The following is a 24,483-nucleotide window of genomic DNA, read 5'->3' as shown; positions in this document are numbered from 1 at the left end:
CTATTCATGACAACTTTGACAAACGACATGCAGCAAACGGTGAAAGACATCTTTGATCACCTGCACGCCCACCCTGAAATCAGCTGGGAAGAAACGAATACGACGGCTTATCTTGAGGACTTATTAAAGAAAATGGGCTGTCAAACTCGAACATTTGACGACTGTACAGGGGTGATCGGTGAAATGGGAGAAGGTTCACCAGTGGTCGCTGTGAGAGCCGATATTGATGCACTTTGGCAGGAAGTAGATGGTGAGTTTCAAGCCAATCATTCATGTGGTCACGATGCACACATGACAATGGCTCTCGGCACCTTCATGGCATTAAAAGAAAAGGAGCTCCCAAACGGCACCATCCGCTTCATTTTTCAGCCTGCTGAGGAAAAAGGCGGCGGTGCGCTGAAAATGATTGAAAAAGGTGTGCTAGCAGACGTTGATTACTTATACGGAGTGCATGTGCGCCCAATTCAAGAAACATTAAACGGACGCTGCGCACCTGCGATCTTACATGGATCGAGTAATCATTACATCGGCACAATTATTGGTGAGGAAGCCCACGGTGCACGCCCGCATCTAGGGGTCAACGTCATTGAAGTCGCTTCTACCCTCGTGCAAAGACTCGCGCATATTCATGTCGACCCAAGAGTTGCACATTCTGTGAAAATGACCAACCTACATGCTGGCGGAGGTAGTTCAAACATCATCCCCGGCAAAGCTTCTTTTACATTAGATGTCAGAGCACAAACAAATGAAGTGATGGATGAACTAGAAAAAGAAATTGAAAGAGCCGTACATGCTGTAGCGGATGCCTTTGGCGCTTCCATTACCCTTTCAACAGATCATCGTCTGCCTGCCGCTACCTTAAATGAGGAAGCCGTTCAGATGATGTCTCAAGCCATTGAAAAGATTTTAGGGAAAGAACAGCTTGATCCTCCGATCGTAACGACAGGCGGAGAGGATTTTCACTTTTATGCAGCGAAGGTTCCGCATATCAAATCCACGATGCTTGGTTTAGGCTGTGATCTAAAGCCCGGTCTACATCATCCGTATATGACATTCGACCGCTCTGCTATTTTTACCGGCATTGAGATTTTGACTGAAGCTGTTTATCAAACCCTTCAGCAGCATTCATCATAAAATCAAAAAACCACCCGTTTTTTCTTTAAACGGGTGGTCTGCTTGTTTTACGCATTCAAATCTGTCATGGCTGGGACGTTGATTTCTTTAACACAGGATACCCTTGATAAATGAATCACACATCTCGCAAGCTCTACTATATCCTGTACAGGAATTCTCGTTTCATCATATAGAGCGATGGCTTTTTCGGCACCATCTTCATATGGTACCTCTGCCGCCAGCTCTCCTGGATTAATACAGGTGACAGATATTTTATCTTTTCTCACATGCTCTCTTAGTGCATTCACAATTCCGCGCAGGCCAAATTTAGATGCAACAAAAGAAACTTGCGGTAGGTTTGTATGATCAAGTCCCGCCGTTGAACCAATCACGATGATTTTTCCATTCTCCGATTTTCTTACGTGCGGAAGCAGTGCTTGGATGTAAGTAATCGTAGACGTGACGTTCACATTGATTAAATGAGCGATATCCTCTGGCTGATCGTGATCAAATGAATAATCATCTTCAAAGCCTCGTTTTTCCCATAAGCCGACGTTATAGATCAGGACATCAATGGTTTTGTCCCCCAATGCTTCGATCATGTATGGGATATGAGATTGGCTTGATAAATCAATTTTCAGCCAAATTCTATGTACACCGTCATCTAATTTCAAACTGCTCGGTTCACTTCGAGACACAATCCAAACTGTATCTCCGCTTGAAGGAAGACCTTTAACAAAAGCATCCCCTAATCCTTGACTTGCACCGAATATGATATAGTTTTTACTCATAGCTCCTCCTTCTACGTCTCGTGAGCTTTCAGTCAGACAGTAGCTCATCTGTAAGCGTTTTATACCTCTATCATATAGGTTCTAAGATTTGGCTGCCTCTTTTATGCCTGTCTTTACTTTCGGTTACTTGATTTCCTTTAATTCCACTGGTAATGCGCGTTCCTCTATAAAGCATTGAACCATATCCATAAACAGTTCTTTCTTCTCAAACGTAAATGTATGTCCAATAGCGGGAACGACGACACCTGCTGCCTGCGGATGTGAATTCGTTATTTTCTTTGCTGACCGTTTCATGATGCCTTTTTCCTTTTCTCCCACTGTGACAAGAATTCGTGCCTTCGCTTGTTGAAACGTGTCTGGGAGCTTGTAATGGAGATTTTCTTGAAACATCGTCAGAAGGGTTTTCTTCTGCAAATTCTTCGAATCCGCCACATAGTGATTGAGTACATCGTTTGGAAGCCCCATTTTTTCAGCTTGGAGCTCGATAAACCAATCTTTCTTTAATAATGGATACGTAAGAGGTAAAAGAGGTCTCACCATCAAGTAAAGCCATGGCAGCGGCATTACAAGAGCGCTATTGATGACGGCTATGTCTACGATGTCAGGCTCTTTTGATAACACCTCAACGGCAACCTGTGCACCTAGAGAGAAGCCAACGAGTATTACTTTATGTCCGTGCGCATGCTGCTTGATCCATGAGATGACTTCAAGAGCACTTTCTCGCATGGAAAAGGACTGTTCATCTGCTCTAGTCCCGTGACCAATGAGATCAGGCGTATAGCATTCATACGCTTCTTTGAATGTTTTTATCTGCTCCTGCCACATCCAGCTACTTACTCCTCCGCCATGCAGGAAAATCATGATTGGCTTAACCATCATCGACAACTCGTCCACCTTCCTTATATATAAGAAAAAAGCAGCCGCTTTTTGAGCAGACTGCTTTTTCATATGCTCCCTTCTATTATAAGGGAACCTCATCATAATTAGCTATTTTTTCAAATCCTCAATCGAGTTGATGTTCTTCATATATGTCGGAACAACTAGACCCATGCGAAGACCTTTCATACTTGTGCCTAGATCATCATATTTCCCTTTAAACTTCGCTGCATACGTTTTATGCGTATTTGGCAGCCAAGCAGATAACGAGGCATCCGCACTTCCAGTTGCAATTGCTGTCCACATTGGACCTGCTTCCACCTGAGTCAAGGTCACTTTAAATCCGAGCTCACGCAGTACTTCTGCAGCAACATTGGTACTTGCAATCTCACTATCCCACGCAACGTAGGCAAGATTGACTTTTTCACCATTCGACTTTTTCACGCCTTTTGTCCATTTCGCTACTTGGTCTTTATGTTTCTTCACATATTTAACGGCGGCATCCTTTGGATTGATACCATCTTGGATATCCATCATGACTTCGCCCATGTCATCTTGAGACCATTTAAACTGACCAAGCATTTTGGCTGCATCCGGCTGATCCTTTGCAAACCCTTTACGTGAAATCGTATGAATCTCTTCCGCTTCACCGTAAGATTTCTTTGGGTCCTCTAAATATTTTAAATCATATCGAGAAAACATCCAGTGTGGATTCCAGCCAGTGATGATGATTGGCTTTTTACGGTCGTAAGATTTCTTGAGCGTTGCAGTCATGGCTGCACTTGATGCAGACACAACCGTCCAATCCTCTAAGCCGTAATCCTTTTTCGCTTGATCCGTTAGCGCCATAATCCCTGAACCAGGATCAATACCGATAATGGTTTTATTCACCTGCTGTGCTGCACTCGCATTTGAGTCCGACTTTGCGCCACAAGCGGCTAGTAAAAAGACAAGCAGGGCGGTCATCCCAATGTAGAGAGACTTTTTCCACATTAAGCATTCCCCCTGGTTTTTTTCGTTTTAATGTTTTGTGTAATACGGTCAAGTGTAATCGCCACAATGACAATGGCAATACCTGCTTCAAATCCAATTCCTGTTTTCAGCTGCGTTACCGCACTATATACTTCTGAACCAAGTCCTGGTGCACCTACCATTGCCGCAATGACGACCATTGATAGAGCAAGCATGATACTTTGGTTAATACCAGCTAGGATGGTTTTTGTTGCAAGTGGAAGCTGAACTTTGAACAAACGCTGGAATGTCGTTGAACCAAATGCTTCTGTTGCTTCAATTAAATCAGCTGGTACTTGTTTAATACCGAGAATCGTCATACGAATCGTTGGCGGCATAGAGAAAATAACCGATGCCACAACTCCAGGCACAACGCCAATGTTAAAGAAGAAGATGGCTGGTAATAGATAAACGAATGCAGGCATTGTCTGCATTAAATCTAAAATCGGTGTCACAATTTTACGCACAGTTTCCTTCTGTGATGCCCAAATACCGATCGGAACCCCGATTACGATGGAAATGACCACAGCTGTTAAAACGAGCGCAAGGGTTTGAAGCATTGGATGCCAGTAGCCTAAATAGTCAATCAGCAAGAATCCAATAAGTGTGAAAAGAGCAATTCCTCTTGTACTGATCCACCAAGCAATGCCGGCAAAAATAAGGGTTAAAATAATGGATGGAATCACACCAAGTACTGCCACAATTCCATTTACTGTACCTGCTAATCCATTTGTGATCCCATCAAAGAAACCACCAAACGTTAATGTTAACCAGTCAACAAATTGATCGATGTAATCCGCGAACGGAATTCTAGGTAAATCACTCATACTAAACATCTTATTCTACCTCCTGTGCAGAAGGCTCTTGTGTTTTAATTTCCTCAAGCTTGTTAGAAGACATGTTGATATACTCATCATTACCTGATAACGCACCAATTAATGCACCTCTGACCACAATACCCTTCATTCTGTTTTTCTCATCGACAACGGCAATTGGAATGTTTGCCGCATCAGACACTGCATCAAAGATTTCTGTCAAATACGTAGATTCCAATACTGTCGTGAATTCTTTATCAAGAACAGTTTCAAGCGATGCTCCCATTTCTGCCGCCTTTTTCGCTGCTTGTGCAGAAATAACACCTAATAAATGCTTTTTCTTATCAACTGCATAGATTGACGAAATTCCAAGGTTTTTCATGAGCGTGAGCGCAACACGTGCCCCTTTGTCGAGCTGGACTGTTTCTGCACGTTTCATAATATGACCAGCGGTTAATACTTTAGAAAGGTCGACATCTTCAACGAAACGTTCAACATATTCATTCGATGGGTTCATCAAAATTTCTTCTGGTGTTCCGATTTGGACGATATTCCCGTCCTTCATGAGCACAATGCGGTCGCCAATCCGAAGCGCCTCATCTAAATCATGGGTAATGAAAATGATCGTTTTTCCTACAGATGTGTGAAGCTCAAGCAATTCATCCTGCATGTCTTTACGAATTAATGGATCGAGTGCGCTGAATGCTTCATCCATTAATAAGATGTCAGGGTCATTTGCTAATGCACGTGCCAATCCAACACGCTGCTGCATCCCACCACTTAATTGGTTTGGATACTGCTCTTCAAAGCCTTCAAGTCCAACAAGCTTTAAAGATTCAAGCGCTTTTGAGTGGCGCTCTTCTTTGTCTACACCTTGTAATTCAAGACCATACTCTGTGTTCTCAAGAATGGTGCGGTGCGGGAACAATGCGAAGTTTTGGAAGACCATGCTGATCTTTTTCCGTCTGACTTCACGCAATTGATCCTTTGACATATTTGTTATCATATCCCCATCAATATATATTTCGCCGGAGGTTGGTTCGATTAACCTATTTAGCAGCCGCACAAGTGTGGACTTTCCGCTCCCTGATAGCCCCATGATGACAAATATCTCGCCGTCATACACATCAAAATTTGCTCGATTGACACCAACTGTTGCGCCGGTCTCTTTTAGGATCTCTCTTTTTGTTTTTCCTTTTTCAAGCATTTGAGTTGCTTTTTTAGCATTTTTACCGAAAATTTTAGATACATTATTTATCTTGATTTTGATATTTCTCTCTTCAGAATTCATATTTTCCCTCCAAATTAGCATCTTTATAACCGTAACATAAGCGTTATGATGCGAACAATCTTTAGAATTCGCTTATTTCCGCACAATATGTATGAATTCCATATAAGAGGTCTGGTGATTAGAGTTTATACGCCGTATTACTCGTAAATCCTATAGAATGCTTCATAAACAACATCATTTACGGGGTATTTCCTCTCATCAGACAATATTTTACTGGAAATTCCTAATTGTGCTAAAAAATAACTCAAATCCTCACCATAGCGAACTTTTTCGAACATGGGTGAACCATTCCCCTGAACAGGATTTACCCGAAAATGGTCACATAGAAACCTTTTTCATTCAAATTTTAATTAAAATATTAATAAACTGCCTGCAACTTTAGTTACAGACAGCTTATTTTTTTAGGACTCTAGTGTAGCTCGCTTAATATTATCTTGCAATTCAAGCATACGCTTTGTTCCATCTTCGCGTAATCGTTTGTTTTCTTCTTCGATCTGTTTTGTCTCTTTCATCCCTTGTACAATCGTATTAAAGGAAGATTCGATCGTTTCAATGTCGATACTTGGACGTCCAGACAATTTGGCAATCTCTACACTTTGGCTTGAGATGTTTTCAGCATTTCGTTTCAGCATTTCATTTGTTCTTCTATCCAGCTCACTCATTGAATCAGCCACAAGCTTTTGTCTTTTCGCTGTCACAGCTTGAATGATGCCATTTTTAAAGATCGGAATCGTGATAATGAACGCTGAGTTGATTTTACCGATTAGTTTCGTATTCCCACGCTGCAGCAAACGAATTTGCGGTGCTGTTTGAAGAGCCACCATCCGTGCCATATCAAGGTCATATACACGCTCTTCCAACGCTTGAATGCCGTTACGAAGTGTATCAAGCTCCATTTGTGCGAGCTGGTTTCCACTAGCTGCTTTTTCTTCATAAGAAGGAACCAATTGCTTTAATTCCTCGATTTTCATTTGACCTGCAACGACATACTTTTCAAGCTCCATATAGTATTGAATGTTATGCTCATACATTTCTTCAAGCGTCACAGTCGATTTGGTCATTTCGTCTTTATATTTACTGATCTCTACATTAATTTTTTCAATCTCTGCACCGAGCGTTTGATATTTACTGAAAATCTTTTCAATCATGCTGCCGCCGCGCTTAAAGATTTTTGACAGTAAACCACCCTTTGGCTCGTCAAAATCATTTTTATCAAAACGATCCATAATTTTTCCAAGCTGCGTCAGCATCGTTCCTGAGTCAGTGACACTAGTTGAACGCATCATCGAAAGAATACGATCAGAGAACTTAGAGATTTCAACGGCCGGCTGTTTTCCGTATTCAAGCAGCTCCAGCTGATTTTTCGCATCGATCTGTCTCGCAATATTTTGCACTTCTGGTTCATTTCGAAGCTGAACGCGAATATCGTCTGCCTTCTCAATGGAGATTTCCTCTTTATCAATTGAAATGATGTCATTTCCGTTTGTATTTGTCATAAGCTTTGATCTCCTTATCGGTTTTTAATGGATTGAAATAATTTTCTAACGATGGACGGCTCTTTAAACTCCTGGTTCATAACCATCTCATCAAGCCAATGGGTATCAAATAATTGGTCATCTATATACCGCTCAATACACTGGTATCCCGCCGGATGATACACGAAGAGATCCACACCCATTTCATTTAGAAAAATCAGGGCAGCCGCATCAGAACGAGTCAGCTCACCATTATATTCCGTATGATATAAAATCACTTTCGGTACGGTTTGTGCATAATCAAAGGTTTGAATGAGTTCAATGAGCTCCTGGCCGATATGCAGTACCTGTTTGAATAAATAAATACGGACATCTAATTCAGTCTCATTGCCTTCTTTTAATAGCTTCGGATGCTGACAGATTCGAGATATCGCCTCTGCTATCGCACGCTGCGTCCCCTCATATAGATGAGAAAACTGCCACACGTTGCTTTTCATTAATAATTCAGGATCAATCTCTCCAGCAGACGAAAGGGCATGCTGATAATGAAATTGATAATTCGAAGACACTTCTTTCGTAAAAGGAAAATGGCGAATGGTCTTCGTCTCTTTCCATTCCATTAACGTGTGGATACGATCCCAGTATTCACGCTTGTCTCGTGTGACTCCCATCATTTTCGCAAAGAGATTCGGAATCTGTATCGTGTCGCGGTCTGCTTGAAAATTAGGGCGGATAAAGGAACGTTCCTTTGCAATTAAAAACAGCTCATCATACGTTGTCTTCAGCGTAATAGAATGAGGAGTATGATCTCTGAATTGCCAAGGCTTATACAGCATTGAATCTTCCGTGTGGAGCACCTCTTCAAGCTCTCTTGTCGAGCGGTACGCCACCGTTGACTTCCTCTCAGGCTTTTCAGTAGGGAACGGTTCCAGCTTTGAAGTCCCCGGATACTGATCAATAAAAGTCAGCTTTTCTTCTGGATCTAGTTCGCGGAACGAATCCTCGCCCTCTGGATGAAATAGCACAACATCACAGCCAATCAGCATGACATAGTAAAGAAAATAAAGCTGACTTTTATTCGCCTCTCCATACCAAATGACAGTCGGCATTTTTTCTTCTATATTGACTTCCTTCAGCCATGGACCTAGATGATTATTTGAAAACTTCACTACATCCAGGAGTACCCGGCGGAAATCGGGATGCTGAAATCCCCCTTCATGCAGCTGTTTGAAATGCTCAAACACCTTGATCAATGAAAGGCGGATATGCCGGTTCATCACAGGGTTTGGATGGCGTACAATCAGCTGTTCACCATCTAAGAAAGCCACAAAGCGATTCACAGATAATCCTTTTTCTTCTTGGTTAATCAAATGAATGCGTTGAAGCGCTTGAAAATGCTCTGGCTCAATATGACGATTGAGCGTTTCACTTAAAATGTGAACGCCATCTGTTTCATATAATTCATGTAAATAAATAAAATAATCGGTTGCATCATGCGGAGTTCCAAGGACCCGGGCGGCGAGACGCGGCAAGGACAATGTATGCTCGTCCTTTACATAACCGTCTCTTTCAGGGAGCGGCTTTTTCAGCACGTTTTTCCAGGCTTCCTGCTCCGCCCGTGTTTGGTTAACATTGATTTCTTTATAACTCACGCCGCTCCTTCCTTTCTCCTATATTTTCTCGAAAGCTACTACTATCATATCATTCACCCTTCTACTTCTGCTATCGAATCGAAGGCTTTTTTGCGGTCGTCATCTGGTTCATGACACAAGCGGTGATTTCATCTGCTGCTGCCATGCCAGATGCTGCTGTCGGCTCGAGCAATGGATCAAAGTCGAGCACTTCTCCATGCCTTGGGGCAAAGCCCATATCTGCCTGACGAATGAGACCTGCATCTAAGAGGGAATCACCCGCACCGTATACATATTCAAGCTCCAGCCGCTCCTTTAGAAAAGCAACAGCATCCCACTTATTGAGAGGTGACGGAATAAAGTAAAGCTTCCGTCCTTGTAGAGACACCTGCCAGCCTCTCTCCTCGCCCCACTGCTTCAATTCAGCAAGTGGAATGCGAGACAGATCCTCATCTTTCATAATCAAATAAAGAAATCTTCCCTCGGCTGTCCGGGTACGCTTCACCCATGCGGCAACTGGAAGTTCGGAGATGGCTCTTAGCATCTCTCTGACTGACATACACGCTTTGAGCCTCTCATCAACGATGACCTGCCAATCCTCAAGCGGCTTGCCGTGATGAAGGATACAGCCCCCATTTGTCGTGATGGCATACTCCGGTTTGAGCTCTTGCTGAAAGAAGGTGATCCGTTCATACTGAGCGGTCGTTCTTGTCGTCACTGGAATGAACCAGCCCAATTGATGAATCTTCTGCAAGGATTTTTTCGTTTCAACCGACATATAGGAAAGCGGACGTTCATCCAGCATCTCAACTAAATCATAATCTCCTTCATACTCATACTGATCCAGCACTCGGTGTGAGTAAATCAGTGTCCGGTCTAAATCGCTGGCAAACGCACTTGTCTTCATGACGTCTGCTCCAGCGGACGAATGAGTCCACAGCACGTATAGGACATATTGGCATATTCAATGACAGGAACGCCTCTGTCCTCTGCCAAAAGCAAAATATGCTTTAGCTTCTCCTGAGACCCAGGCTGAATCAAGATTTTCCAAGGGATTCTTCTCAGCAGCACACGAGTCGTCTCACCAACACCCGGCTTAATCAAATGGGTGTTTTCAATTTGAAACTCCTGACCGATCGCTTCAATGGACGCCATCCCTCGCCAATCCGCAGGCATTCCGTGCGCGAGGATGGTTTCTGCTTTCTCTTCTACATTTGGTTCGAGGCTAGAAAATGCTTCTTCGATTGTATCCACATACAGATTGGATACATCCTCTTCAAGCAGCTCTTCATAATATTTTGCCCCATGGAAATCATCGGCATTGATCCAGCGGTTGTTTAGTACCGTACGACTAACAAGTCCAGATACAGTCGAATTCAGGCAAGCACTTGGAATGAGAAAATCCTCTCTCGTTCCGTAGACATGTGTACAATAGCCAGGATCAGCGAGTACAGCTAGTTCACTAGAAAGACGAATACCGTACTTTCTTTCAAAATCAATCACCGCTTTTTGGAGCTCTCTCGAAATCGCACCTTTTCCGGTCCATCCATCAATAAAGGCAATCTCATAGCCCGGATGTTCCTTGAGCATATAATGCAGCGCATTCTCATCTATTCCTCGATCACGAATAATCGAGATGCTGTAATGAGGCAGTTCAAGACCATATGTCTTTCGAATATATCGTTTGATAAGTACCCCGATCGGCGTTCCCGCTCTAGCCAAACTGCAAAGCACCGTTTGGAAGCCTCGCTTTTTCACAATCTGTTCTGCTACAACAGCTACTGCTTCTGCTACCTTCTCCTTACTTTCTTTCAGAGATTCATAGAATAAATCCATATAAGATTCCGTTGGTTTATATTCAATCGGCAGCATTTCTGAATAATGCGCACCACTCTGAATCGAACGTTCCCGCTCCTCTGTACTTTTCTCCATCTCAATGGATGATAAATCTTTGAGTAAGAAGGTTACATCCTGCTCTGGATAGCTTCCCATCTTTGTATACACATTAGCCATTCACCTTCACCTCGTCTGATAAAGTCACAATATGCACATGCCTCACATGCCGCTCGGCAAATAAATGAACAAGCGGAAGCAATGCCTCCTGAGAGACCTTTTTCTCAAAGAAGAGAAATACATCATCGTATTGACCTTTTGGTATGTTGTACACGTAATGCTGGATTCGAGCATCCTCTGGACTCACAAAGGTGAACCCGTTTTGAACAGCGTATCCATCCTTTTCAACGGGATGAATTGGGCTTCTCGTCGTTGAATGAAAGAGAACACCTTCTCCCATATGTGCAGCCACTCTCATCGGCACATACATCAGCTCACCCGTTCCTAAACAAAGTGTCTGTTTTCCTTTGCGCTCCTGCTTTAGTTGAAGCCCAGCCTCTGCAGCTGCTTGGTCGATGACTGCCGTATCTGCTGCGTTTAAACCAAAACGACCCGTTTCATGTATATATGGCGAATGACCAGCCGAATTGGTTGCATGAGAACGTGCATATGGCTCTTGCTGAAAGAAAGATTGAAGGGAGTGAACAGAGAGACTTGGCAGATCCTTTTGCTCAGCTATCTCATACGAATAAGCTGGTTCATCTAGCGTTTTGCCTCGAAAAACCATTTGCCCTTTTAATAAAGACAATGAGGTGATGTGAATACCAAGCTCCTTTTCAAGCTCACACATGGCTTTCTCGTGCTCCTCTGTTCGCCAGTCTAAAATAGAAAGAATCGTGTAAGAATGCCGTGGGTGCTTTGCATGAAGGTCCCGAATGATATTGATATTCGTACGGCCTGTCGTGACTTCATCATCTACTAGCACGATGGGACGGTTTGTGCGAAGTAATGCTTCGTCTGCATAACAAAGCTGATCCGTTGCATGCGAATGCTCTTCTTCAAATACCAATGAAGGATCAAGATCCAGCAGCTGTTCACGTGTCGTATGAATGTAAGATGCTCCTTCTAATACGTCATACACACCGTGACCAAGAGCTGTGGCTGTTTCTGCAAAGCCGATCACGATCGGCTGTTTTCCTGTTGAAAGCTTCTCTTTTTTGAGCGCTTCGTAGGCTTTAGTTAATACCGTGTGGTCATCCGTCTTGAGTGCTTCTACTAAAAGCTCTTGATATGGAGACGTCTTGCCTGTTTGCTCTTTGGCATACGCCATGGCTAAAAGTCCCGAGACAAGGAGCGGTTTTACTGGATGAACAGGAATGTGCTTACCGAGCACCTTACTAACGAATAAAAAGGCTCTTTTTTTGTTCACCCTTGCAGCCATGTCAAAAAGATGCTCTTTTTCTAGCTGAAGCGCACCTTCTTTGAGAACAAGCTCAACTTCCATATGTTCCAAGATGCTCAGCGTATGCGGCTTCTGTTTCTGTGAGTATGTCGATATAGCTTCTATTTTCATGAAACACCCCGTAAATATCTGACTTCATTAAAATGTGCTCTGCCCACCGGTAATGCGGCTTCGTTTCATTCATTTTATTAGAGAAGGTACTCTTCATTACGCCAACTGTGCCGTCTGCATGTTCCAGAATGCTTAATGCATCCATATACTCTTCCTTCGTCACAACATACATGCTTTGAACCGGCTTGAGATGTGTTGGATGAATGACCGTCTTTCCATGAATGCCGTTAGCCACATCGAGTTTTGTCTCCTTGAGTAAACCTTGTACGTCATCAAATTCAGATGAAGACGATTCACCACTCTTATGAGAAAGTGCCCGGATGAATGGCTTTTGTTCCTTTCGTGCAGGGCCAAAATGCTCCCACACAGCACCTGATACCACAAAGGAACGGCCAAAATAATTGATGATATCTGTGATCAGATCAGCAATCAAATTAATTTCATAAATGGTCGTGTCACGATCACGGCGAATCCCGTACAAACCGCAAAGATCTGTTGCCCCAATGCGAATATTCAAAATATATTCCTCGTCATTCAGCAAGATCTGCTTTAACTCTGACAACACCGTATATCTTGTTTCTTTTTCTAGTAAATCAGGTGTTTCCAAAATGGGCATCCCATAAAGTGTTGTCTGCGTTTGGGACGATGCCTGTTTCAGACTGTCCAAATAATCCTTCGCATTATGAACCGAGTACTTCGGGAACACAAAACCGGTAAGTAATTGAAGAGAGGAACCGAGCAAGTCTGCCATTTTGAGCAGCTGTTTCGGCGAACGAACGCGAATAAATATAAGAGGCAAATGTTCAGCCGTTTCAGGCGCATGCGTGACTTTCTCTTTGAGACTGGCCAGTTGTGCCACTAGATTCTGTTCAGCCATGTCCACTTCTTGATCACCGATGGCATCCTCCAAGCAAAATACAACAGAGCAAAGCGCTTCATATTTCTGCGACAGCAGCATATCTGCTATATCTTGTCTTGTCGCAGGCATATACAAAGTAGCACCTAATGCATGCGCAAGTACATGCCTCGGTGTCAGTGAATGCATCGCCCCCGGCCGCTTGAAAAAAAGATCGTGCTGCCTCGCCTCTGATAAAAAACGAAAATACCGCATGCTGTGCCACCTCCTGTTGTTTAGAGAAAATCAATAACCTGATGATTCAAAAAAGGATGGAGCCGCTAGTTCAACTCCATTCCTTTTTGATCGTCCTATTCTTCTTTTGAAGCCGCAGCTTCATTTGTCACATCTTGATGTTTCTTCTTATTGATTTTATGAACAATAAACGTTCCGATAAACGCTAGAATAATAATCGCAAAGAATGCAAGATGCGGAATTTCAATATGTGCAGCACTTAAGCCCATTTTGATAGCAATAATCCCGATGAGAATAAACGCGGTATTCTCAAGCTCTGGGATACGGTCAATGAGGACAAGGAATAACTGTGCTACTGTACGCATCATGAGAATGCCAAGCATTCCGCCTAATAGAAGAATCCATACTTCCTCAGATACAGCGAATGCCGCAAGAATACTGTCCACCGAGAAGGCAAGGTCCATAATTTCCACAGAAATAACGGTTGCCCAGAACACGCCAAATACGCGAATCATCCAGCCTTCTTTTTTCAATTCCTTCGCTTCGTCATCGCCGTCACCTAACCAGAAGTGCTTAATGACAAGCCATGCTAAATATGCAGCTCCGAGAACCTTAATCCACCAGAACTTAATAAGCAGCATCCCCACGCCAATGAATAGAAAACGGAAGAAATAAGCGCCAATTAATCCGTAGGTTAATGCCTTTTTACGCTGCTTTTCTGGTAAATGTTTCACCATGACAGCTAATACAAGTGCGTTATCTGCTGATAACAATCCTTCAAGCACAACAAGGGTCCCAATGAGCCCCCAAGAGACAGGGTTTGTTAATACCTCTGCCCACATATGCCAATCAAAAAACGAGGCATACGTGTCCAACATATGTTTCAAAATGTCCAACTGGTTTTCCTCCTATAAGTGTAGAAGCATCAGCAGGCTTTCGCCTGCTGTTATTCTTGATCGCTGTTTCTTTCTCACTTTGGAAAAGGCCCTCATATGAGTCATTGGCAGCGCCTCTTGAATTTTGTTTCTCTCGTTTATACTTCTAACCCATAATTTTGACAAAGAGCTGCAAGTCCGCCAGAGAATCCGCTTCCGATGGCGTTAAACTTCCAATCGCTTTCGTGTCGGTACAATTCACATACCACAACAGCTGTTTCGATTGAGAAGTCTTCCCCTAAATCAAAGCGAATCAATTCTTCCCCGCCCTCTTCATTTACAACACGAACAAACGCATTTGAGACTTGTCCAAAATTCTGGCTGCGCGTCTCTGCATCATGAATCGTCACTGTAATTCCGATACGATCAATGTTAGCAGGAATTTTTGAGAAATCAACGAGAATTTGCTCGTCATCTCCATCTCCTTCACCCGTCCGGTTATCACCTGTATGAGTGACACTGCCGCTTGGGTGCTGAAGGTTATTATAGAAAACAAAGTCTGTGTCTTGCTGACAACGATTGTTTGCATCCACTAAGAATGCCGAAGCGTCCAAATCAAATTCGGCTCCGCCAGAATATTTATTCGTATCCCAGCCAAGACCGATCATCACTTTCGTCAGTCCTGGGTTGGTTTTTGTTAAATCGACACGTTGTCCTTTTGAAAGCTGAATCGCCATATTCGTATCTCTCCTGTCTCCTGAAAATATGAAAACGGGTCGTTACCCGATATCTAAACCGAAGTCTGTTGCAATGCGGGCAAGTCCGCCTTGATAGCCCGATCCAACAGCCGAGAATTTCCATTCTCCGCCATGACGGTATAATTCACCTACAATAATCGCTGTCTCAATGGAAAAGTCTTCCGCCAAATCATAGCGAATGAGTTCTTCATTTGATGCTGCATTTAAAATACGCACATATGCGTTCGTGACTTGTCCGAAATTTTGACTGCGCGCTTCTGCATCATGAATCGTGATGACAAATGAAATCTTCTCAATACTCGCTGGTACAGCTGATAAGTCGATGTTGACCTGCTCGTCATCTCCGTCACCTTCACCAGTGCGGTTATCGCCTGTATGTACGACACTGCCGCCACCGCCAGTTGTTTGATTGTAAAAGACAAAATCAGACGGTGAGCTTGCCTTACCTGCCGCATCTAAAAGAAATACACTTGCGTCTAGATCAAAGTCTTGTCCGCCGTCATACTTATTGACATCCCAGCCAAGACCTACGACCACTTTTGTTAAACCTGGATTTGTTTTTGTTAAATCAATTTTTTGACCTTTCGCTAAAGAAATTCCCACTAGGAACCTCTCCCTTCTAATTTAAATGTAGTTTCTCGTAATATCGGCAAGCTTCGCATCATTTGTACCGTCCCCAACAGCCGCAAACTTCCACTCATTCTCGTGACGATAAAGCTCTCCGACGATTAATGATGTTTTCCCTGCATACTCATCTTTTAAATTATATTTCACTAATTCTTGATTGTTTGAACGATCCACGATGCGAATGTACGCATTTTGAATCATACCAAAGTGTTGATTTCTTCTTAGTGCATCATAGATGTTCACAACAAACACCAATTTATTCACATTGCCCGGCACCTTGCTCAAGTTGACGAGGACTTGTTCATCATCTCCGTCTCCTTCACCAGTCAGGTTGTCACCTGTATGCTCGACACTGCCGCATTTGCTTTTCAAGTTGCCAAAATAAATCAAATCTTTATTTTCCGTAAACTTATCATTTTTCAGCATGAGCACTGAAGCATCACAATCAATATCAGCGCCGCCTCCGCCGCCAAACAGCTTTCCTAAAAATCCGCCGCCTTGTGATACAGGGTCCCAGCCAAGTCCAACTAGGATATTCGTTAGTCCTGCCTTCCCTTTTGTTAAATCAATACGTTGACCTTTTTCTAATGTAATCGCCAAATCAATCACTCCTCCAGCATAATAAAAATCTATTTATTAAGCGATGGACCCTATTAAAATCATCATACATGAAAATTCGACAAAATTCATGAAATGACATTGGAGCCTCTTACTCTTTTTTCTATTTACTAGTATATACGATCTACGTTCAAGATAGGTTTCAAACAGATGATATTTTTTTAACGAAAGATCCATGTTGAAAATGGTTCATGTCGTAAATGAAGTGTTTCATGTGAAACATTGTCGAAAATTCTTGTCCACAGCTCTTGCTGATAAATAGCGTATTGAAGTGGTTTCATATGTTGATATAGAAAAGATAAAGCATGAGATCAAAGGATAAACCCTTTCGTTTCCTTCCATCCGTGGATTTCTTTATACTTATATCCAACGTATTATCGAAAGGATGTTGATGATGCCATCACTTCACATATTAGATCAAGTCGCTATTCCTAAAGGTCAGACAGCGCAAGAGACATTGATTCACACAACACAGCTAGCTCAGCTTGCGGAAACTCTTGGATATGAGCGTTATTGGTTTGCTGAACACCACAGCACAAGAGGGCTCGCTAGTACAGCACCTGAAATATTAATGGCACATATTGCCGCTCATACATCGACCTTACGTACCGGGTCTGGCGGCATTTTACTTCCGCAGTACAGCCCCTTTAAAGTAGCAGAGGTCACGCGGCAGCTTGAGGCTCTGTATCCTGGACGAATTGAAATCGGTGTCGGCAAATCTCCGGGCGGAATTGAAAGGACGAGACTTGCTTTGACAGACGGCGTGCATAAAGATCTATCTCAGTTTGACCGACAGCTGAAGGATCTTCTATTTTACTTATCAGACAGCCTGCCTTCTAGGCACCCGCATGCAGGAGTCAAAGCTTCTCCGCTTGTTGATGCTCATCCGCCAGTTTGGCTGCTTGGTTTAGGAGAAAATAGTGCCGTGCAGGCAGCGGAACTTGGGATCAACTATATTTTTGGTCACTTTATCCACCCTGCACGCGGCAAACAAGCATTTGAGACGTATCGGTCTCACTTTTCTCCATCTGTCTTTTCCACCCAGCCGCACGCTATGTTCGCCGTGTTTGTCATTTGTGGTGAAACCGATGAAGAGGCCGAACGGATCGCCAGCAGTACAGATTTATGGCTGCTGCGTGTTGAAAAAGGACTGGACAGCCGCGTCCCTTCTATAAAAGAAGCCAGTACCTATCACTACACCACGCAGGAAAAGAAAAAAGTGTTACAAAACCGCCAGCGGATGATCGTCGGCTCAAAGGCAACGGTGAAAGAGCAATTACTTAGCTTGATGGACCGCTATCAAACGGATGACATCATGATTCTAAACAATTCATTTGATCCGATAGAAAAACAGCGCTCCTTCAAACGAATCGCCGAATTATTTTGAAGCCAATTCCCTTGGCTTCTTTTTTTACATTGTCATAAAAAATGGGGAATGTAACATCAAGATGTCAAAATCCTTCCGCCTGTCATCTGATCGCAAATGTGTCTTCTAATCGTTAGCGAACTGTAAACGCATAAGGGGTGTACCTTTTATATAGTAGAGGTACATATAAAAGAACCGTTTACGACGCTAGAAGGAAGGAGATGACAGGCCATGAATAAGAGACTCGAATGGGTCGATGCGGCTAAAGGGATCGGGATTCTGCTCGTGGTCATGGCGCATGTGCCCATTCCAGATCCGCTCAAGCAATTCATTTACTCTTTTCATATGCCGCTTTTCTTTTTACTATCCGGCATGATGTTTCGATCATCCTCACGCCCTGCTCTGTCATTTATTCAGAAGAAAGCCCAAAGCTTACTCTTGCCCTATCTCTATTTCTCCATCATTACGTATGTTTTTTGGTTCACCGTTACTCGTTTTTTTGCCTTTAAGGGACAAACGGATATTGACCCTTTCGTTCCGTTTACAGGTATTTTTATATCCAATGCAGATGAAGCTAGACTAACGCATAACCCTGCCATCTGGTTTTTAACGACACTCTTTTTAGTGGAAATGATCTTTTTCTTTATGCACCGTCTGACAAAAGGAAAACCTGCTGTCTTGATCTTACTGACCGTTCTTTGCGGAGGTGCTGGATATGCCTCTACCTTGCTTTTAGACCAAAGTCTACCGTGGAATGCCAATGTCGCCTTGACGGCTGTTGTGTTTTATTCAATTGGCTTTTTGGCAAAGCAATGGTTTGTGGAATTAAAGACAGACCCAACCCTTCTTCTATGTACAGGTCTGCTTGTACTGACGGCTTACATGCAAAGCTTTAATTCACGTGTCGATATGCGCGTGAACGACTATGGTGATCTTTTTCTTTTCTATGCATGTGCACTGCTCGGTTCAGCTGCCGTGATTTATTTAAGTTTTAAATTCAAAACGTCCCCTATTTTGACGTATCTCGGTCGAAATTCCATTGTTATTCTTGTCTTGCAGTTTGCCGGCATCGATATCATGAAAGCATTTGTTTATTATGGACTTGGCATCAATATTGCAGATACAGCGCAGCTCTCTTGGACTCTCTTTTACACGATCGGAACATTGCTGCTCATGGTGCCATGTATCTCCTTCCTAAGCAAATACCCGATGTTACTCGGCAAACCAGCCAAAGCCGCACACCGCTACGAACAAAAAACATCCGCCAGCTGATTGGGCGGATGTTTTTTGGATTAATCATTGATTTGAGAAGGGTAAAGCGTCATTCCTCCATCTACAAATAAAGTGGTGCCTGTGATATACGAAGCTTCCTTAGATACGAGGAATGCAGCGGCTGACCCAATCTCCTTCGGTTCACCAAATGCTCTCATCGGAATCTTTTCAAGCTGCTTTTGTTTTTTCTGTTCATCCTGCAAATCATCATTCGATTCGGTCGCCATTGTACCTGGTGCAATTGCATTGATCCGAATCCCTGCTTCTGCATAATCAAGAGCCAGCGTTTTTGTCATCATGTTCATTCCGCCTTTGGAAGTGGAATAGTGAACATTGAACGGGCGCGGTATTTCCTGATGGACACTGGATATATTTAAAATAGACCCTTTGATGTCATGCTCCATCATATAGGCGATTGCAGCCTTTGCCCCTAAAAAGGCGCCTGTGATATTCACATCAATGACTTTTTGCCATTGCTTGAGCGTCATCTCATGCGGCATCGCTTCTTCACCATTAAAGCCTGAATTATTGACGAACACATCGACTGTTCCGAAATGCTCCAGTGCTGTACCCATGATGGATTGAATTCCTTCCTCTTTGGAGACATCTGCGTGTACTTTCACCGCCCTACCTCCGCGCTGCTGAATGGCTTGGACCGTTTCTTCAGCACCCTCTTCATCACCTTTATAGTTCACAACCACATTCATCTGCTCTTGTCCAAATCGTAATGCGATGGCTTGTCCGATTCCTTTTGAAGAACCTGTGACAATGGCTGTTTTCCCTTTTAAATCTTGATACATCTTTATTTCCTCCTATCACGTGCTTCATCTTGTTGATACACAATGGTTACCCATTTTGAAAAAAAGAAAAACACAATCCTCTGCAATCGTTGACTAAGAGGATTGTGCTGTTCATCAAGCTAAAAGGTGTTATAGACATTTTCACAAGTTTCAGCGGTTGGCTGATAAAAGCAATGAGACTTATACCTTGCCACAAACGGCTGATTGTACCATGTCGGTGGACAATTACCAGGCGGCTTAAAATACCAAAGGCTGAATTTTGCTGGCCAAAATCGTTCTCCGTTAATATTCCTCCGTGCAAGTGTTTTTTCTGTTTCTCGTGCTCGTTGATAAAAATAACCATGCGTGACTGCTTCAAATGCATGCTCCTGATAAATCATTTGTGGAATCGTACGCAGCCCTTTAAAGTCAGAGCAGTTGGCACGCAACCGGTTGATGCCCACATTTCCTACAAGCAGCATCCCTTGCTTCCCTTCACCTTCTGCCTCCGCTCTCAGCAGTCTGGCCATGAGGTCAATATCAGAGCTTGTCGCTCTTACCACTGCCATACATCCACCTCCATTCGTTTCTCTTTTATTTTATGTAGGGTTTCTGTGTAGATGACTGCCATTTTGAAGGGAAAAGACACATTCCGTGTCGAGAGCCTGTCTAAACACCTCAACATTTGCTGGACATGTATCTCTCTGCCAACAACACACAAACCTAGTGATCATGCACATTACAGGAAAAAATATTCATTACTATAGACTCACTTACAAGTCATAAAAATCCTTCTAATTGCTACACCATCATCAAAAACAGTCATTTGAACCTATTCAACAATCCGACTCAAAACCTTAAAATATAAAATATTGAGTTTTTACAGGAGACATCAAATCATATTTTACAAGTTTCTCCTTTCAACTTAGTGTCATTTTTACTACTTGAAGCTGTACAACCTTGGAAACGCACTGAAGTATTGACAGTACTTTCGCTTCATTCTACAGTAAAAAACATACAGTATTTTTCTTTTTGTGCAAAAAGAATGATATGAACTAAAGCTTTCCAATGAAATTCATCATAAACCCGAGGAGGAAAACACGTCATGTTTAAAAAGAAATTATCCCTGTTTCTTCTGATCTTATGTGTCACTGTTGTCGCTGCTGCTTGTAGTGGTGGAAAAGAAAAGTCAGCTGCAAAGGAAAAAGATACAAAATCTCTTGATGCCGCAGAGGTAAAGGTAGAAAGTGCTGAGTACACATTACCACCTCAATACGATACATCTGTACAGGATGATCAGTATGTACTAAAAGTGAACGTATCTGTAAAAAATATCAGCAAAGAGCCTTTAAATGTTGATAAAAGCAACTTTACGCTTTACCAAGATGACTCACAGGTGTCTACGATCTCTCCAGATGACTACAATGAAGTATTATCTTCAAGCTCTCTAAATGCAGACAAAGTATCAAAAGGCGGTCTTTTCTTTGTTGTTGATAAAGACAAAGACTATCAGCTCGTGTACAATGAGCCAGGTAGTGGTTCTAAAAAAGATGACAAAACACTAGAATTCGATATTAAAGGTAAAGACTTAATGAAAAAAGCAGATACACTTCAAGCATCTGCAAAAGCTCTTTCTTCTTATATTGATGTCATGATTTTTGGTAAGAATAACGACGAGTTTGAAAAACTAACAGGTGATAACAAATCAACTGTTGTCAACCAATTTGATAAATCATTCAAACAAGGCTACATCACGTCATCAGGTATTTCTTCTAGCTCAGCGAAGGACGAAAACCTTGATAAGCTTCTAAAAGCTGTAAAAGAAACATTAGCTGAAAAATCAAAAGTATCAACAAAAACAAAAGCCATCAGTGGTGATAAAGCTGTTGTGACTGTAACTCTTACACCAATTGATGCAAGCCCGCTTGTCGATCGTTTAAAAGAAAAAGCGACTGAGTTCTACAGCAAAAACCGTTCAGCTTCTTACGATGAAGCTCAAAAATACCTACTCTCGATCTACCCAGAAGAGTTCAAAAAATTAGGACCATCATCTTCTGAAGAAACAGTAGAAGTCAACATGAAGAAAAATGACATCGACCAATGGAAACTTGATTTGAACGATTACAAAACAAGCTCATTGGTTGAAAAGTTCATCAAGAACTAAGGAAAAACCCCCGATGCCGGGGGTTTTTTCTTAACGTTTTTCGTTTGATCCCTATATTTAATTCCGAATTACAGCACAGAAAGCAAGATACGGTCTATTATGAAGAATTTTCTTTTACAGCTTCATACTCTTTTATCACCTCAACCGGATCAACCGCATCCTCCTCTTGTCCGTATTCCTCTACATAAGGATCCATTAATTTCTCAAACTTTTGCTCATCGTCTACTAAAGCAACATACGTTTCATATCCTTCAAAATCAGATGGATATAAATGTGCAACGGAACTACCCGTTTCTAATGCCTCATCTATCGCTTTTCTTAATTCCAATAACCCTTTCCTGTTTCCCAAAATAAAAGCTTCAAAATGGTGTGTTTGTTGAGCATATATATTACATAGCTCTAGCACATCATCGTCTTCTGTTTGATAAGACATAAACGAATCACCTCTTTAAATAAATTAGGATAATAATGTAAGTTCCCCCTTCCATTATGCCATTCCTTTCACCCGATCGTGAATCTCTTTTATATAAATCTCTGGATATAAAAAACTTGTAGATAAAATCTACAAGTTTTTACTTTCTTTATTTTGCAAGCATCCACTTTTCTTTCATAAACAAGCTTCTCACGATGACAAACAAGATGACGACTGCGAGGGCTGAGGAGCCGAGTGTCAGAGTGACGGCCATCGGATCAATGATTCCAAACATCAATTGCTTACAGAGCGCATGAATATTGAGGAATGGGACAGCAAAGTAATACGTATCTAGCTGCGTAGCACCTGCTCTCATGGTAAAGAACATTGGGATCACACCTAATGTAATGATCATGGACATGTACGATTGCGCTTCTTTCACTGAGCTTGAAACGACACTGAGTAGCAGTTCAATCATCGATACCATGAAGGAGAAGATGATGAGCGCCGCAAACATGACACCGATAATACTCCACATTTGATCACCAAAGTTCAGTGCTTGTTTTAGCTTTTCTGTAAAGAGCAGCGTGGATAAAAGCAGCATGCCGATCGCCACAATTCCACTTAAAATCCCGAACATGGAGACAGCCAGCCATTTTCCGATGAGAATTTGGAGTCTGCTGGCAGGTGTCAGGAACAACGCTTCAATGGATTTTCGGTCTTTTTCACCCGCTACAATATCAAGAGCAGCTGGCAAAGCACCTGAGATGACGGAGGTCACCAAAATCATCGGAAGGAGAATCGACAAAAGCATAGAGGTCATGCCATTTTCTCCTTCATCGCCCTCTTCTACATCAACAGCCTGCACCTGAAATGGATGAACAACAGACGTATTGATTTGATCAGCGGCTAAACGCTTTTCTACGACTTGGTTTTGATACTGCTCCAGTAAGGATTGCAGCATTTGAACCGTTATCACCGAATCATCATCTGTTGTGTACCCATGAATTTTAATCGCAAATGATTGTTGATGCTGAAGCATGTCGTCTGCCTCTTTCGGCATTTCCAGATAAGCATTCGCCTTTCCATCTTTGACAGCTTGCTGCGGGTCATCAAATGTTTCAAGTGTGAGGTTTTTAACCTCTTTGATCATTTGATTCATTTCAGTTGGAAGCTTTTCATTCACTGCGACCGTATAGGTTTCATCTCCTGGATCTGCAATCATGCTTTCATAAAAGAACACCAGTCCAAGCATCGTCAAAAGAGGAATCAGCACTGTTAAGAGTAGCGTTTTTCGGTCTCTTAGCGCATCTGTCATTTCTTTTAAGAATACGGTTTTCCACATTATGAAATCCCCCTAGCGAGCTTCGACATAAAGATATAGTTCAAGTCATCACTTTGTTCCTGTGTATATAATTCTGGAAGTGTCCCTTTATACACAAGCTCTCCTTGATGAATCATCATGACACTGTCACAAAGCTGGCTGACTTCTTCCATGATGTGGCTTGAAAAAAGGATGGTTTTATTTTGCTGCTTGAGCTGATGAATAAAGTCTCTGAAAATATTACTTGATGTAATATCCAAGCCTGTTGTCGGCTCATCAAATAAAATAATGTCAGGATCATGAATCAAGGTTCTGGCAATCGCCACCTTTTGTTTCATTCCTCTTGAGAATCCTTTCACCTTTCGATCCATATATTGTCTCATCCCAAAACGCTTTGCCAAATCCTCTATTCTTGCTTTGATTTCATGCTGATCTAAGCCATACAATTTGCCAAAGTATTCAAGGTTTTCTCGTGCCGTCAAACGATCGTAAAGCCCTGTTTCACCGCCAAACAAGACACCAATTCGCTTTTTCACTTCCGTTGATTCTTTCACCGTATCAAAGCCTGCGACAGTGACTGATCCGTGCGTAGGTTCTAACAATGTGGCTACGGCGCGTAATAACGTGGTTTTCCCTGCACCATTTTCTCCTAGGATGCCAACGACTTCCCCTTCCTTCACGGAGAACGTCATATGTTTCATCGCTTTCACGACTTTTTTCTTATCTTTAAACCAGCAGCTGCAATCGCTGAGAGTAATCATGTGGTTCGCCCCTTTCAACTTTCTAAGT

General features: G+C 42.5%; 24 protein-coding genes. 4 read left to right on the top strand and 20 right to left on the bottom strand.

Features of this window, described 5'->3' with window-relative positions:
* The first annotated feature begins 6 nt into the window (after positions 1-6).
* Entirely contained in the window at positions 7-1,134 is a 1,128-nt protein-coding gene (locus MHB79_RS01680; RefSeq protein ID WP_106032920.1) for a M20 peptidase aminoacylase family protein, read from the top strand.
* Positions 1,135-1,181: 47 nt separating this feature from the next.
* Here MHB79_RS01680 and MHB79_RS01675 read toward each other — a convergent pair whose 3' ends face one another.
* The 15 genes from MHB79_RS01675 to MHB79_RS01605 all read right to left on the bottom strand — a co-directional run bounded on the left by MHB79_RS01675 (position 1,182) and on the right by MHB79_RS01605 (position 16,359).
* Positions 1,182-1,904, bottom strand: coding sequence for an SDR family oxidoreductase (locus tag MHB79_RS01675; protein ID WP_050943293.1), 723 nt, complete (start codon positions 1,902-1,904; stop codon positions 1,182-1,184).
* A 123-nt stretch (positions 1,905-2,027) separates the two neighbouring features.
* Complete coding sequence (locus tag MHB79_RS01670; protein WP_003217161.1) at positions 2,028-2,852, bottom strand: alpha/beta fold hydrolase; 825 nt, start codon at positions 2,850-2,852, stop codon at positions 2,028-2,030.
* A gap of 39 nt (positions 2,853-2,891) precedes the next feature.
* Positions 2,892-3,773 (bottom strand): glycine betaine ABC transporter substrate-binding protein, encoded by an 882-nt coding sequence (locus tag MHB79_RS01665; RefSeq protein ID WP_284905763.1) that lies wholly within the window; start codon positions 3,771-3,773, stop codon positions 2,892-2,894.
* On the bottom strand, positions 3,773-4,618 hold the full coding sequence (gene opuAB, locus MHB79_RS01660) for a glycine/proline betaine ABC transporter permease subunit OpuAB (RefSeq protein ID WP_034620780.1): 846 nt from the start codon (positions 4,616-4,618) through the stop codon (positions 3,773-3,775). The genes MHB79_RS01665 and opuAB overlap by 1 nt, the downstream gene beginning before the upstream one ends.
* A 10-nt stretch (positions 4,619-4,628) precedes the next feature.
* Positions 4,629-5,897: a glycine/proline betaine ABC transporter ATP-binding protein OpuAA gene (gene opuAA, locus MHB79_RS01655; protein WP_003216978.1), complete on the bottom strand. Its 1,269-nt coding sequence runs from the start codon at positions 5,895-5,897 to the stop codon at positions 4,629-4,631.
* 401 nt (positions 5,898-6,298) lie between these two features.
* The gene (locus MHB79_RS01650) at positions 6,299-7,393 is read right to left on the bottom strand and encodes a toxic anion resistance protein (RefSeq protein WP_340988764.1); all 1,095 of its coding nucleotides are present in this window, start codon (positions 7,391-7,393) and stop codon (positions 6,299-6,301) included.
* Between the two features lie 14 nt (positions 7,394-7,407).
* Complete coding sequence (locus MHB79_RS01645; RefSeq protein WP_340988762.1) at positions 7,408-9,024, bottom strand: YceG family protein; 1,617 nt, start codon at positions 9,022-9,024, stop codon at positions 7,408-7,410.
* 70 nt (positions 9,025-9,094) lie between these two features.
* The gene (locus tag MHB79_RS01640; protein WP_137055217.1) at positions 9,095-9,910 is read right to left on the bottom strand and encodes an HAD family hydrolase; all 816 of its coding nucleotides are present in this window, start codon (positions 9,908-9,910) and stop codon (positions 9,095-9,097) included.
* Complete coding sequence (locus MHB79_RS01635) at positions 9,907-11,016, bottom strand: cysteine protease StiP family protein (protein WP_106029646.1); 1,110 nt, start codon at positions 11,014-11,016, stop codon at positions 9,907-9,909. The genes MHB79_RS01640 and MHB79_RS01635 overlap by 4 nt, the downstream gene beginning before the upstream one ends.
* Positions 11,009-12,340 carry a phosphoribosyltransferase family protein gene (locus MHB79_RS01630; protein ID WP_335355843.1) on the bottom strand — a complete coding sequence of 444 codons (1,332 nt, stop codon included), beginning with the start codon at positions 12,338-12,340 and terminating at the stop codon, positions 11,009-11,011. Before MHB79_RS01630 ends, MHB79_RS01635 begins: the two co-directional genes overlap by 8 nt.
* Entirely contained in the window at positions 12,330-13,520 is a 1,191-nt protein-coding gene (locus tag MHB79_RS01625) for an HpcH/HpaI aldolase/citrate lyase family protein (RefSeq protein WP_340865463.1), read from the bottom strand. The genes MHB79_RS01630 and MHB79_RS01625 overlap by 11 nt, the downstream gene beginning before the upstream one ends.
* A 95-nt stretch (positions 13,521-13,615) precedes the next feature.
* On the bottom strand, positions 13,616-14,395 hold the full coding sequence (locus MHB79_RS01620; protein WP_012008834.1) for a TerC family protein: 780 nt from the start codon (positions 14,393-14,395) through the stop codon (positions 13,616-13,618).
* Between the two features lie 137 nt (positions 14,396-14,532).
* Positions 14,533-15,111: a TerD family protein gene (locus MHB79_RS01615; RefSeq protein WP_003216935.1), complete on the bottom strand. Its 579-nt coding sequence runs from the start codon at positions 15,109-15,111 to the stop codon at positions 14,533-14,535.
* Between the two features lie 42 nt (positions 15,112-15,153).
* The gene (locus tag MHB79_RS01610; protein WP_003217119.1) at positions 15,154-15,735 is read right to left on the bottom strand and encodes a TerD family protein; all 582 of its coding nucleotides are present in this window, start codon (positions 15,733-15,735) and stop codon (positions 15,154-15,156) included.
* Positions 15,736-15,756: 21 nt separating this feature from the next.
* Positions 15,757-16,359, bottom strand: coding sequence for a TerD family protein (locus MHB79_RS01605; RefSeq protein WP_044139240.1), 603 nt, complete (start codon positions 16,357-16,359; stop codon positions 15,757-15,759).
* A 412-nt stretch (positions 16,360-16,771) separates the two neighbouring features.
* Here MHB79_RS01605 and MHB79_RS01600 point away from each other — a divergent pair, with 412 nt between their 5' ends.
* Together MHB79_RS01600 and MHB79_RS01595 are read left to right on the top strand one after the other, a co-directional pair.
* Positions 16,772-17,764 (top strand): LLM class flavin-dependent oxidoreductase, encoded by a 993-nt coding sequence (locus MHB79_RS01600; RefSeq protein ID WP_340988759.1) that lies wholly within the window; start codon positions 16,772-16,774, stop codon positions 17,762-17,764.
* 210 nt (positions 17,765-17,974) lie between these two features.
* Complete coding sequence (locus MHB79_RS01595) at positions 17,975-19,015, top strand: acyltransferase family protein (protein ID WP_340988757.1); 1,041 nt, start codon at positions 17,975-17,977, stop codon at positions 19,013-19,015.
* A 20-nt stretch (positions 19,016-19,035) separates the two neighbouring features.
* On the opposite strand, the gene MHB79_RS01590 is transcribed toward MHB79_RS01595, so the two are convergent.
* Both MHB79_RS01590 and MHB79_RS01585 read right to left on the bottom strand, forming a co-directional pair.
* On the bottom strand, positions 19,036-19,815 hold the full coding sequence (locus tag MHB79_RS01590) for a glucose 1-dehydrogenase (protein ID WP_340988756.1): 780 nt from the start codon (positions 19,813-19,815) through the stop codon (positions 19,036-19,038).
* 119 nt (positions 19,816-19,934) lie between these two features.
* Positions 19,935-20,363: a cell wall hydrolase gene (locus MHB79_RS01585; RefSeq protein WP_003217242.1), complete on the bottom strand. Its 429-nt coding sequence runs from the start codon at positions 20,361-20,363 to the stop codon at positions 19,935-19,937.
* 536 nt (positions 20,364-20,899) lie between these two features.
* Here MHB79_RS01585 and MHB79_RS01580 point away from each other — a divergent pair.
* The gene (locus tag MHB79_RS01580; protein ID WP_003217128.1) at positions 20,900-21,958 is read left to right on the top strand and encodes a DUF4352 domain-containing protein; all 1,059 of its coding nucleotides are present in this window, start codon (positions 20,900-20,902) and stop codon (positions 21,956-21,958) included.
* Positions 21,959-22,055: 97 nt separating this feature from the next.
* Here MHB79_RS01580 and MHB79_RS01575 read toward each other — a convergent pair whose 3' ends face one another.
* From MHB79_RS01575 to MHB79_RS01565, 3 genes are all read right to left on the bottom strand, one after another.
* Positions 22,056-22,391 carry a hypothetical protein gene (locus tag MHB79_RS01575; protein WP_106032914.1) on the bottom strand — a complete coding sequence of 112 codons (336 nt, stop codon included), beginning with the start codon at positions 22,389-22,391 and terminating at the stop codon, positions 22,056-22,058.
* Positions 22,392-22,539: 148 nt separating this feature from the next.
* A complete protein-coding gene (locus tag MHB79_RS01570) occupies positions 22,540-23,715 on the bottom strand; it encodes an ABC transporter permease (protein WP_003216965.1) in 1,176 nt (391 codons plus the stop codon).
* Positions 23,715-24,455: an ATP-binding cassette domain-containing protein gene (locus MHB79_RS01565; RefSeq protein WP_003217123.1), complete on the bottom strand. Its 741-nt coding sequence runs from the start codon at positions 24,453-24,455 to the stop codon at positions 23,715-23,717. The genes MHB79_RS01570 and MHB79_RS01565 overlap by 1 nt, the downstream gene beginning before the upstream one ends.
* Between the last annotated feature and the right edge of the window lie 28 nt (positions 24,456-24,483).

This window comes from Bacillus sp. FSL M7-0558, from assembly GCF_038003245.1.
GTDB classification, from domain to species: Bacteria; Bacillota; Bacilli; order Bacillales; family Bacillaceae; genus Bacillus; species Bacillus pumilus.
This window is presented reverse-complemented; position numbering and strand designations above follow the sequence as displayed.